The organism is Teredinibacter turnerae T7901, from assembly GCF_000023025.1.
Lineage (GTDB): Bacteria > Pseudomonadota > Gammaproteobacteria > Pseudomonadales > Cellvibrionaceae > Teredinibacter > Teredinibacter turnerae_B.
Genome location: NC_012997.1, coordinates 3896654 through 3908499, shown reverse-complemented (window position 1 = coordinate 3908499; position 11846 = coordinate 3896654). Strand labels below are relative to the sequence as shown.

Sequence of the window (11846 nt, the reverse complement as noted above, 5' to 3'; positions counted from 1 at the left end):
AGAAAGTAAATATATAGGAGAAAGACCAATGAATTACAAATCAACTCTCGCGGCTGCGGCTGTCATCTTAGCCGCTACCTCAGGTGCGGTATCACCAGCCATGGCTGCGGGTAAAGAGAAATGCTATGGCATTGCAGCGGCAGGCCAAAATGACTGCGGTAATCTTGCAGGTACGCACTCGTGTGCGGGCCAATCCTCTGTCGATAATGACCCGGGTGAATGGAAATTAGTTGCGAAGGGTAGCTGTAGCAATTTAGGCGGCATGTTAAAAGCTGAAGCCAAGCAACGCTATCAGGAACAGCAGGAAGGCGCGTAGGGAGGATTAGCTATGCCACAAGCCGACCGCTCTGTCATTCAACCGACGCCCGTGCCGAAGGTTGGCGTCGGTTTGCGTCACCCTCACTACCGCGAGGCTCTGACAGGAGAATGGAATCTCGATTTCATCGAAGTACATACGGAAAATTTTTTTGCTGAAGGCGGTTTAACGCGCGTTTTATTGGAAGATATTCGCAGCAAATTTTCGGTGAGTTTTCACAGTACTGCGATGGGGCTCGGCTCGGCTGTAGGAATATCGGACAAATATTTACAACGACTGAAAACACTTGTTGACGAGTATCAGCCGTTGTTTGTTTCCGACCACTTGTGCTTCGCCTGGGCGGATATAAAGGGAAATCAATCGCACGCCGGGGATTTGTTGCCCTTGCCGTTTAACGAAGAGACATTGTCTATCCTGGTCGATAATGTTCGGCGTGTGCAGGATATGCTTGGGCGTCAATTACTTGTGGAAAATATTGTCAGTTATATCGAGTTGGATGCTAACACTCTGACTGAAACTGAATTTATAACCGCTTTGGTTGAGCGCACTGGATGTGGATTGCTAGTGGATTTAAACAATGTATTAGTCAACGCGCGGAACAGGAATGAGCGTGATCCGATCGAATTCGCACGCGATTGGTTGAGTAATATTCCGGCCAAAGCGGTGGTTGAGTTGCATCTCGCAGGTTACGCGCCGCCACCAGATGGCGGGTTGATTATCGATGATCACAGTCAGCCAATAAACGATGAGTGCTGGTTGCTTTATAGGGATGCTTTGGCGCTCAACCAGACTGTGGCCACGCTCGTAGAGTGGGATAACGATTTGCCCACCTGGCAAATTCTGGTCGCTGAAGCCAACAAGGCGCGACTGCACCAGCGTGCTCTTCATCAAAACGCCTAAAACTGATACGCACAGAACCAACATGCATAGAACCAACACGTATAGAACCAATGCAGTGGCATTGCAACTCAGCCAAGCTGTGCAACTTATTAACGGATAAATCAAGTATCGAGGAATGATATGAACAGACCACTTAGCCGAATCATAAATTTTCAAGCGGAGGTGATGAAGAGAATTTTATCTGCTCCAACTCCGTCGCTTGATAGCGATAGCACTGAAAAAGGTTGGCAGGTGTACCGGCACAATCGCCTTTTTACTGCGGCCCGCTCGCTTTCAATATCGTATCCAGTTGTTAAGAAAATGTTAGGACCCGACGCGATGAAAGTGCTGGCCAAACGTTTGCTGGACAACGACGGCCCCGCAACTGGCGATTGGGCTGAGTGGGGAGGCGCATTAGCGCAGCTTTTGAGGGACAGTGAACTTATGGAGCCACTACCGTTTCTCGCGGACATGGCGGAGCTCGAATGGCGTGTTCATCTGGTAAAGCGTGCGGGTATCGATATCGGGCATCCCACACGCATTGATTTGTTGCACTCTCAGGCGCTGGATACAGTGCGCTTTACTTTTCAGGAGAAAGGTTTGATTTTTGGTTGTAGCCAGTTTCCTGTGGTCGCTCTGTGGCAGGCTCATCGCCCCTGGGACGAAGATTTTATCCCAGACGATACCGCGCTCATGGAAATTTTCTCTGCCGGGGCGATGCGATGTCATTATCAAATACATCAGCATGGCTATATTGCGCATGTGAAGGAAATTACACTAAGTGAATACCACTGGATGGAAGATGTGGCTGAGGGCTTTGATATAGCCCGTCTTATTGATCGGCATCTCACATTCGACATCGTCGGTTGGCTGCAAAAGGCGGCAGAACTGGACGGTCTTATTTATCTTGAAAAAATTTGTGAAGGAGGAATTTGTAATGATTAATTATCGAGTATCCTACGGCGCTGCATACCAATGGCTTTTTAGTAAAGCAAGTGTACTTCATCACCTTGCAAGTCTGGCTGGTCGGCTTTACGTCGCGAATGTTTTCTTTAGCGCGGGCCTGGTAAAAATTCGCGATTGGGAGACAACGATTTTTTTATTTGAAGAAGAATATCAGGTGCCGTTGCTATCTCCTGTTCTCGGCGCGTATCTAGGTACATTTGGGGAGCTTTTCTTTCCCATATTGTTATTAATTGGGCTGGGTACAAGATTTGCTGCAGCGGGGCTTTTCGTTGTTAATGTTGTGGCTGTATTGAGTCTTGCGGAGATCGCTCCAGCCGCATATTACTTGCACGTGATTTGGGGGCTAGTGCTTGGACATCTGGTCATTTACGGCGGAGGATGGTTTAGTGCCGATGCGTACTTGAAAATTGAGTGCCCCAAACTCATTAGGCGTCAAACAGCACTTTATTAGTGCGTGGAGGCAATTTATGCCGCACAAGTATTCGGAGATTGTTTTTACAGAGACGGTAAAACAACTGCAGTCTGCATACGGGTCGCGTGAAGGCTATGCGGGTATGGCGAATGGCCCTGATTACAACGATGTATTAGGGCCAAGGGAAGCTGCGTTTATATCTGCTCGCAATAGTTGCTATATGGCGAGTGTGACTGAGACGGGATGGCCCTATGTACAACACAAAGGTGGGCCGGACGGATTTATGCGTGTTCTCGATGAGCGCACCTTGGGATTTGTCGATTTCTCGGGCAATCGTCAGTATGTTACCGCTGGGAATGTCATTAATAATAATCGAGTTTCTTTATTTTTTATGGATTATCCCCATCGCATGCGACTAAAGCTAATGGGCATTATATCGCTTCTCGATGACGAAGATTCTCGGGCTCGGACGCTTTATGAACTCGGCGGCTATCGGGCCGCTATTGAACGAGCTTACGTTATTCATGTTGAGGGTTTTGATTGGAATTGTCCTCAACATATTACGCCGCGTTACTCTGAGTACGAATTGGAGCCGGTAGTCAATGCATTGTTAGCGAAGAGATTGAAGGACGCGAGCACTTCGCACCAATATCCGCAGGAACTTGGCGCAGGTGCATTGCCGCTGGTGGTTACAGGAATACGCCAGCTGAAGGGAGGTATGCGCGCTTATCTGTTGAGTCATATTGATGGGGTGGCACTACCTGAAGTTTCGTCAGGAAAAAAGCTCCGAGTACCTGTGCAATTGCCCGACGCTAGTCTGGTGCTGCAAAACTATGTGATTACTTCTGTGGGCGAAAGCGGCGAATATTATGAGATTGCGGTGGGTGAACGTACGCCGGATAGCAACTGTGCGAAAGTAATAATCAGCCATTTTAGTCTCGGGCTGAAGCTGAATTGTGATTTTTCGGTGTAGTAGGAGCCCAGCCAAAGCATACTTATTGGTGCTTAACAAATAAAAGGTTGTTAGGGAGGCTCTTTGGGAACAGCAGATTTGTAACTGCTCTCTAATAAAACTGATGACTAAACCAGGTTTTGAATTACTTTATTTTTAAATTACCCTCGTTTTAAGTGAGAAAATTATCTTTTGACTGATTTTCGCTCTTGAGTTGATTCAATATCTTAACGAGAAAGTTTTGTAAATCGTATACGACGACTACCAAGGAGATGATCTATGAATTTTGATTTGTCAGTTGAAGATGTGCGCGAGCCGCTGCCCCCGTTTACCCGGGATACGGCGATAAAAAAAATTCGTCTCGCGGAAGATGCGTGGAACCTGAAGAACGCGGAGAAAATTGCGACTGCCTACAGTCTGGACAGTCGCTGGAGAAACCGTGATGTGTTTCTACAAGGCCGCGACGATATTGTGACCTTTCTGCAAGGTAAGTGGCGGAAAGAGTTGGATTATCGTCTGATAAAAGAGTTGTGGTCGTTTAGTGAATATCGTATCGCTGTTCGCTATGTCTACGAATGGCATGATGAGAATGGACAGTGGTTTCGATCTCACGGCAATGAAAACTGGGAGTTCAATGACCGGGGACTAATGGCGCAACGGCATGCAAGTATTAACGATGTGGCTATTGCTGAAAGTGATCGAAAGTTCCATTGGTCATTGGGTCGACGCCCTGATGACCATCCAGAACTATCTGAATTGGGCCTTTAGTGGACTGACGAATCAGATTGTATTCCCCCAAGGTTTGCAGCGCATTTCGCGCTGCTTTTTTTCGACCGGAGCGCTTGAGTTGGTGCTATTGTGTTTTGTATCGGCTGACGCGTTTTGAAAGATCGCTAGCGATATTACTTAAATTTCGACTGTGTTCCGAGGTGATATCGGACTGACTGCTCACGTTGTTGGATGCATCGGCAATCTCGTGCATATCCTCGGATATTTGCTCGATGGCAATCTGTTGTTGCTGGGCTTCATGAAGGATTGCGTTACTCAATTTTCCTACATTGACGACCGAAGACATAATTTGCTCAAGCACATCAAACATAGAGGATATTTGCGCTACATTTTTTTGCGCGTTCTCACTGTTTTCATCCATAGTTGCTTTGGCTTTTTCTGCTCCCGCCTGCAGGCGTTCAATCATTTTATTGATCTCGCCGGTCGATTCCTGAGTACGGCTGGCCAGTGAACGAACTTCATCCGCGACCACAGCGAAACCTCGACCTTGTTCACCCGCTCTCGCGGCCTCAATGGCGGCGTTGAGTGCAAGCAGGTTGGTTTGTTCTGCAATATTCTGGATAACCTCAAGAACTTTACCAATACCTGAGCTCGCTTCGTTAAGATCACTGATTACCCGTGCTGATTCTTCGAGGCTTTTTGACTGGATGCGAATGGCTTCAACACTGGCTTTGAGCTGTGCGCTACTGTCTGTTGCCAGTTCGTTGGTCGAGCTGACCGACTCGTTTACTGTATTTATTCGTTGATTAACTTCATTCAACGAGTAGGATATCTCGGTGACAGCGCTCACAATACGCTCAGTACGTTGGGATTGATTGGCGATTTCTGCATGAGATTTGTTTGCACTTTCTTTAAGTGCGGAGCAGGATTCAGTGAGCGAAGCCGACATGCTTTTTACGGCGCTGAGCATATCGCACAATTGACCCAGTAGCGAGTCGAAACCTTGCGCCATTTTTGAAAGCTCATCTTCACCGCGCATGTTAAAACGCAAGGTAAGGTCGCCATCCCCTTTGGTGATTGCATGTAGTCGCTGTGAAATCTCGCTGAGCGGGCGGGTTACCGATTGGCGCAACAGGAATGTTATCAATGCAATAAGACATATTAACGTAATAATGCATATCGTAATTATCTCCACACTTTGCGCGAGCAATGCGTTGCTGATTTCGGATTTGGGGTAAGCCAGAACAACTTTATAATCCCAGTTGCCAAAGGTCGCTTCGCGTACTTCCCAGTCGTTATTTCCGTTTATCGCGGTGACGACCTCTGGTTCCGGGACATTGTCTGAATGGCTGCGAATTCGCCCCTTATCGTCGATTAGGGCAACAAAACCACCTTGCATAATTCGTGAACCTTCAAGATAGGTGGTTAGTAATTCAAGGTCGGCCTTGTAACCAACGTACCAAATTCCAATTACGCTGCCGTCTTTATCGTGCATTGGCTCGTAGCCAGTAATATATGGCGTACCTAGAATATCGACGTCGCCGTAGTAGGCTTGGTTGCGTTTTATTTTTTGGATGGCGGCCCCTTGAGGGGCGAGGATAGTGCCTATCGCTCTTCCGTTTTTGGTCATGACATTCGTTGTAACGCGTACAAATTCATCGCCGCTTAAAACAAATAAAGTTGCAGTACCACCCATTTTTTTCGTGAGATTGTCCACCAGATCAAAATTGTTTGCTTGAGGTTGATATCCTAGATAGAGCTGCGGCACGGATTTCTCTTTGACCTTCACCTCCTCATCGCCGAGAAAGGGTGTTCCGATGCTGAGTCCGGACTCTTTTAACTGCGCCATACTGCTGCGTACTTGTTCCATTTTAAGCTGGTCGATAATCGTGAGAATACGCAATGTTTGCGATTCGGCTTCGCTCATGTGTGCCGATGCTTGTTCTAACAAATAGGTGCGTTCGCTTTTGATGCTCAAAGCAATCGCGACCACGGCAACACCACTGAGTACGCCGGCAATAGTGATATTGAGTTTGCGCGCAATAGTCATGAATAAATTACTCAATCGATTATCAAAATGATTTTAAAAATCAGACGGTTCTCACGAAACTCTAGTTCAAGAGCCCATGGTTCGGTAGAAAAAAAGAAAAAAACGTCAGAAAGCGACTTTCTTAATACAAACGAGTTTTAAACGGTAGGAGGTTTACTACTTTTTAGGCTTATTACGCGTTGTCACTCCCCGGGGCGATACTTGTTCTCTCCCGCCGAATAACTCAGTGGATGTGTATGAACTGCACTCGGCTCCGGAATAGATGAGAGTTGTTATTACTTGATGTAACCGATTACAGGGGGCGTGGGCGACGAAAGTAGTCAACCTGGTTAATCCTTTGGTTATATAAGGGGATGTAGAATCAGGTTAATTTATTTGCAATATCTCTTGTTTTCTGTAGCAAAACTTTTACAATCAGGTCGAATACTGCGTCACTGTATACATGTGTGCCAGTATTCAAATTTAATAAAAGCAATAAGTTACGATTTGTTAAGTACCAAAAGACACACTGAATAACCATAAAAACATAAATAACACGGGGTTTTAGACGCCTGTCTTCCGCCCTGTTCTTGCTTCTCAGTCATAGAGGAATTTTCATGAAAACTATAAAAGCATTTGCTGTGCTTTCCGCGGTAGCCCTGTTGGCCGCCTGTGGTGGCTCAGATGATAATGACACGCCTGCAGGAGGGTCCAGTTCGAGTTCGTCCTCCAGTTCATCAAGTTCTTCATCAAGCTCTTCGAGCTCATCTTCGGGTATGCCCGCGACTCCTGAGCTGGTTTACGCGATAAATGCGGGCGCCGAAGAAATTACCATGAGTGGTATTGTTTTCCACGAAGACCGCTTTTCTACAGCAGGTACAGGCCACACGCATGGCAAAGATATAGCTAACGCGCCAGCAAATGGGGTTTATCAGTCGGAGCGCTATGGTACCTATTCCTACGAGATTCCCGTTACTGATGCGTCTTACAATGTCGTTCTCTACGTGGCTGAAAGCTACCAGGACCAAGTAGGTGGCCGTGTATTTAATGTAACAGTGGAGGGTAACACTGTCGCCAGTAACTATGACCCGGTTGCTGAAGTCGGTGCATTTGCCGCCGATGAGCTGACCATTGATGATGTGGCAGTCTCCGATGGATTCCTCACTGTTTCAGTCGAATCGATTGTGGAAAACGCAACCCTTTCCGGTATTGCGATTTACTCAACTGATGGTGAGTTCGTGGAGCCGCCTCCGACAGTCCCGGAACCCCCAACTTTACCCGACCCAACAGCTGCCACACCTGAAAATATGGGGTCTGACTGTGATGTTAGTGGTTTAGTCGCTGTTGAAGATTTGGCCGTCAACCCGAACTTGCCAGATCCTTTCACCAAGCTGGATGGTAATCGCATGACGGCTAAATCCGAGTGGCGCTGCCGCCGTCAGGAAATACAGCGTGAAGCGGAAGCCTATATGTATGGCTTTAAGCCGCCTAAGCCGGAAAAAGTCACCGGTTCGGTCACCTCTGATACGATTACCGTCAACGTTGAGAACGGCGGAAAGATGACGTCATTCACTGCTGAAGTTGATCTCCCGGATGGCGACGGTCCTTTTCCTGTGTTGTTTATGTACTCCAGCTTTGCGCACGCAGATCTCGCAAAAGCTGAAGGCGTGGCGGTAGTTAAATACAACCCCTACGATGTTGGTGCAGAGAGCTTTGGTGGTGGTAGCAGAGCGAGCAAGAAAGGCGCGTTTTACGATATTTACGGTTCTGACAGCGAAACCGGCCTGCTGGTTGCTTGGGGTTGGGGGGTCAGCCGTTTGATCGATGTGATCGAAGCGTCGGATGGTTCGATTTTGCGTGCAGCCGATACTGCGGTTACGGGCTGTTCACGATTTGGTAAAGGCGCCTTCATTGCGGGTGCTTTCGATCAGCGTATCGACTTAACGATTCCATTTGAATCCGGTTCTGGCGGCGTGCCAATTATGCGTGGTCTTCCTGGTGAAGGTGCTCAATCTCCAGGTAGCATCTATGGCGAGCAATACTGGATGGGCGATGCTTTCAAAGATTTCGCCACCAACACCAAGGTGAAGAAATTGCCGATCGATACTCATGAAGTCGTTGGTATGGTCGCTCCTCGCGGCTTGTTGATTCTGGATAACCCGCATATCGACAACCTTGGGCCACTGTCTGCGCACGTGGCAGCGTTGGGCGGTGCTGAAATTTATAAAGCGCTGGGTGCAGAAGCCAATATTTCGTATCAGTCCAATGTTGCTGATGGCGGTCACTGCTCCGCTCGCCCTGAGTTCGAGCAGCCCTTACGCGACAATTTTGCGAAGTTCCTGCTGCACACTGGTGATGTACCTGGAGAAATGAATCCACACACCAATAAAACCGGCGACCTGTCTAGCTGGATCGATTGGACGACCCCGACGCTGGCGGATTAATCGTTAGCTGAATTGGGTATCTCAAAAGGCCGGTCACTCTGAAGAGTGATCGGCCTTTTTATTAATTGGCGCGCTCTTTATGAGGAAGTTTGTCCGAGATCATGGTTACGCATTGTGTGAGGATTAGAATACGCGCGCGAACTTAAGCTGTTTGCACTTATGAGTTTTGGCGTGCTGATCGTGCGCCAAAACGTCTAGAGGTTCTCTCCAATCATCTCATTCAGGGAGAAATCGAAATGGAGTATTTTGTCGCTTTAACCCTATGTGCTGTGCCTTTAGTTTTTTTGTCTGCGACACTGTATGTTGCCTGTCGTAACGTCAATCGACTACACGCTAAAGCCGCTTAAATCGAAAACGTGTATAAAAAGACGCCTACCACGGGGTGCAACGTTTATCGAGTCATCGTTTCAATCAGTCCCAGCTTCAATTGCAGTAAAGAACTCAGTAGCTAACTGGGTTCTTCTGGCGGCTGGCATTCCTGCTTACTCATTTTCTGGCTAAGTGTACTGCGGCCAATTTTCAGTATTTTCGCCGCGTGGGTGATGTTTCCATCTGTTTTCGCGAGCGTCTCGTTGAGTATCTGAGTTTCATACTCCTGTAGTACTTTTCTAAGCCCTCTGTCAGGCTGCGCGACTGATTCTGCCAGGGAGCGTAATATCCGGCTTTCCCTGGAAAATGGCATATAGCTCATTAATAAAAATTGATTTTTTGCGATGTGTGTGAAGCAAACGAACCACAAGGTGATGGCAAATAGTATCGAGGTGACTCCTGAAATGTAGATTGGTAGGCTGGAAGTGAACAGATTAACAATACCGGGAGCCGCAGCTAGTAAGGGCAGTAGTGCCACGAGTAGCGATTTTACTCTTAGCCGCACGTTATGAGTTTTGGTCGATGCCATGGTGTAAAGGAGCACCGTAACAATAATGAAGGGCTGTAGGTAGTATCCCAGCTGCACTATAAAAAAGTAGTGTCCTGACAGTTGGGTAAAACTGTCGTCCCAACGAACTATGGTAGTAATCCCTATACCCGTCAAAAGAACGAATAATTGAGGGGCGAGTAGTAATCCGGTCGTGATGATCTGCCACCAGAGTTGGAAATGTGGTGAAAACTGAATGGCGTAGGATAGGACAGCATAGATCCCCAGCAGGGAAAAGACATAATAAAGCGTTACCACCGTATAGCCGCCATCTTGTTCAAGAAGAACATGTTGGAAGCAGAGTTCGCAGAGATTCATCGCTATAAACGAGAATGCAATTAAGAGAATGCACACGGGAAATGTGCGAAAACATTTCCTGAATTGTAATAATGTGAGTAGCTTGAGCAGCAATGAAATGCCACTAAGAAAAAAAAGGTGCGTCACTGAACCTGTCCTCTCCTAAAAGACAGCGCGCTCCTGCGGTCTGTGCTCTTAGAATAATTGTTTACGTCTTCCTTAACTTAAGGTTTTCAGTACTTTCTGGTGTGCCTTAAATTTGTGTTAAATCACTGGAAACTAATACTTCGGGATGGCTTAGCCTTTGTCCCTCCTCCTTGGGCTTAACCACCATTAGCCACTTGCTCATGGTGGCCTAATACTTTTCACCGCCCTTGATGCTTGCGTGTGAACAATTTTTTATGTGGCGCGTTTTAGCAGTGTCGCAACATAACTCAAGCAAATTTAGTTGCTATACCGCCAAATCTGCTGCTCTAACATTTATTGGTAATTCACTGTAACAAAAGACATCCAACCTTCCGGTCTATACTTGTTTCAGATGCCTTCGCCAAACAGGAAATGCTCGCGAGTGGAAGAAGCGCTCCTCTACCCAGGCATGGGTAGCTGCAATATAGACGGTTTTGATTACAAATTAATTGTATTGAAATTCGCGTTATGGCAGTAAAAATGCTGGTGAAAAATGGACAGACAGCGAAATTCTTACCACTTTTCGCGAAGTTTGGTGTGCTGGCGACCAGTATATTTATTTAAAAGTTAGAGTTTTGGCAATTTAAAAATATTTTTGGTTTAAATAAAAGAATTTTGGCGCGCATAAATTTTTATTGGCGTGTTCGCCATGTCGAAAACTGGACGCCTATGTCTATGCACCAAATATGTTGACTCTGGAGCGATCCGAACTAATCTCTAGATCCGGAGCAAATGGAATTTGCTGAAATCAGGATGTTAAAAAAGGGTACGATATGAAAATCAGAGGTTTTGATGATGTAGTTGCTGACGAGGTCGATTTATTGGTTTCCGCCATGCTGGAATCGATGCCTCCTGCAGAAGTAAGGTCTTTACTTGCAAACTTTCGCGCTTTGCGTTCTGGCTGTGCCCCCGTTATGCCTCTCGAACCGGAAATTCCTCACCCTCAGGCCGAACTCACTTCTTGACGAGCGCATGCCCTGCTGGCGTATCGAAGACATCTTTAGACGATCCAGATTTAGGTGGCAGACAGTCGGGGATGTGTGAGAGATCCGCGCGTATGTTGTTGAGTGGAGTGGCTTGTTTAGTATCGGTAGACTATTGCCGACGCGCTTTACCGCATTGGTAACCCGTGTTTATCTGATCGAGCTGGTGAAATACTGTCAAACCTATACCGTTAACGCAGAGCGTGGTAGAACTGTGGGAGGTTGATTGGTGTGAGGGTGAATGATAGGAGGTTGAGCTGCGGGAATACAAGGGTCGTCTGGCTTAAGTCCGGGTTGACCCAGCGTTGGATGGGAAGGGCTAAAAGGTTCCTGGGGACAATGGGCTTCGGGGCTTGGATTCCGGGCGTAGATTCCCGGCTTAGCCACGGAAGTAATTATAAGCCGGCACTGCCGCTATTGGTGCTCCATCAAATACTGAATTACAAGCTTCACCGTAAATCCAAACAACCCTGCGCCCAGTCCAATAAAAAGTATCAGAGTGCCGAATTTCCCGGCTTTACTCTGCCTGGCAAGGTCCCAAATAATAAACACCATAAAGCCCATCAGCGCTGTTAGGCCCAGAGTGAGGCCCCATTCGCTTATAAAGTGCTCTAACGTCATACCTACCTCATGGAATCTAGCCCTGGCCCACAAATTTTCGCCGAAGGCGCGGCCGATCGATTTCGGCCCTAACGCAAAATGTAAACCTGCCTGAGCCTCTTGGCTGCTGGAGACGG

General features: G+C 47.2%; 11 protein-coding genes. 8 read left to right on the top strand and 3 right to left on the bottom strand.

What is annotated here, in order from left to right; translation table 11 throughout:
* Positions 1-28 precede the first annotated feature (28 nt).
* From TERTU_RS15590 to TERTU_RS15565, 6 genes are all read left to right on the top strand, one after another.
* A complete protein-coding gene (locus tag TERTU_RS15590; protein WP_015820406.1) occupies positions 29-316 on the top strand; it encodes a BufA1 family periplasmic bufferin-type metallophore in 288 nt (95 codons plus the stop codon).
* Positions 317-328: 12 nt separating this feature from the next.
* Positions 329-1216 carry an MbnB/TglH/ChrH family RiPP precursor modification enzyme gene (locus tag TERTU_RS15585; RefSeq protein WP_015818496.1) on the top strand — a complete coding sequence of 296 codons (888 nt, stop codon included), beginning with the start codon at positions 329-331 and terminating at the stop codon, positions 1214-1216.
* Between the two features lie 120 nt (positions 1217-1336).
* Positions 1337-2140 carry an HvfC/BufC family peptide modification chaperone gene (locus TERTU_RS15580; RefSeq protein ID WP_041590273.1) on the top strand — a complete coding sequence of 268 codons (804 nt, stop codon included), beginning with the start codon at positions 1337-1339 and terminating at the stop codon, positions 2138-2140.
* On the top strand, positions 2133-2612 hold the full coding sequence (locus TERTU_RS15575) for a DoxX family protein (protein ID WP_015817284.1): 480 nt from the start codon (positions 2133-2135) through the stop codon (positions 2610-2612). The genes TERTU_RS15580 and TERTU_RS15575 overlap by 8 nt, the downstream gene beginning before the upstream one ends.
* A 16-nt stretch (positions 2613-2628) precedes the next feature.
* A complete protein-coding gene (locus TERTU_RS15570) occupies positions 2629-3546 on the top strand; it encodes a pyridoxamine 5'-phosphate oxidase family protein (protein WP_015820470.1) in 918 nt (305 codons plus the stop codon).
* Between the two features lie 258 nt (positions 3547-3804).
* Positions 3805-4293 carry a nuclear transport factor 2 family protein gene (locus TERTU_RS15565; protein ID WP_015818973.1) on the top strand — a complete coding sequence of 163 codons (489 nt, stop codon included), beginning with the start codon at positions 3805-3807 and terminating at the stop codon, positions 4291-4293.
* Positions 4294-4378: 85 nt separating this feature from the next.
* On the opposite strand, the gene TERTU_RS15560 is transcribed toward TERTU_RS15565, so the two are convergent.
* On the bottom strand, positions 4379-6319 hold the full coding sequence (locus tag TERTU_RS15560) for a methyl-accepting chemotaxis protein (RefSeq protein ID WP_228378171.1): 1941 nt from the start codon (positions 6317-6319) through the stop codon (positions 4379-4381).
* Between the two features lie 581 nt (positions 6320-6900).
* Between TERTU_RS15560 and TERTU_RS15555 the strand changes: the two genes are divergently transcribed.
* Positions 6901-8727 (top strand): carbohydrate esterase family 15 domain-containing protein, encoded by a 1827-nt coding sequence (locus TERTU_RS15555; RefSeq protein WP_015817974.1) that lies wholly within the window; start codon positions 6901-6903, stop codon positions 8725-8727.
* A gap of 448 nt (positions 8728-9175) precedes the next feature.
* Here the strand turns inward: TERTU_RS15555 and TERTU_RS15550 are convergent, their stop codons facing one another.
* Positions 9176-10087 carry a helix-turn-helix domain-containing protein gene (locus TERTU_RS15550; RefSeq protein ID WP_015818700.1) on the bottom strand — a complete coding sequence of 304 codons (912 nt, stop codon included), beginning with the start codon at positions 10085-10087 and terminating at the stop codon, positions 9176-9178.
* Between the two features lie 812 nt (positions 10088-10899).
* On the opposite strand from TERTU_RS15550, the gene TERTU_RS15545 reads away from it, so the two are divergent.
* A complete protein-coding gene (locus TERTU_RS15545; RefSeq protein ID WP_015817685.1) occupies positions 10900-11091 on the top strand; it encodes a hypothetical protein in 192 nt (63 codons plus the stop codon).
* Positions 11092-11523: 432 nt separating this feature from the next.
* On the opposite strand, the gene TERTU_RS15540 is transcribed toward TERTU_RS15545, so the two are convergent.
* Positions 11524-11730, bottom strand: a complete 207-nt coding sequence (locus TERTU_RS15540) for a DUF2788 domain-containing protein (protein ID WP_015818620.1) — start codon at positions 11728-11730, stop codon at positions 11524-11526.
* Between the last annotated feature and the right edge of the window lie 116 nt (positions 11731-11846).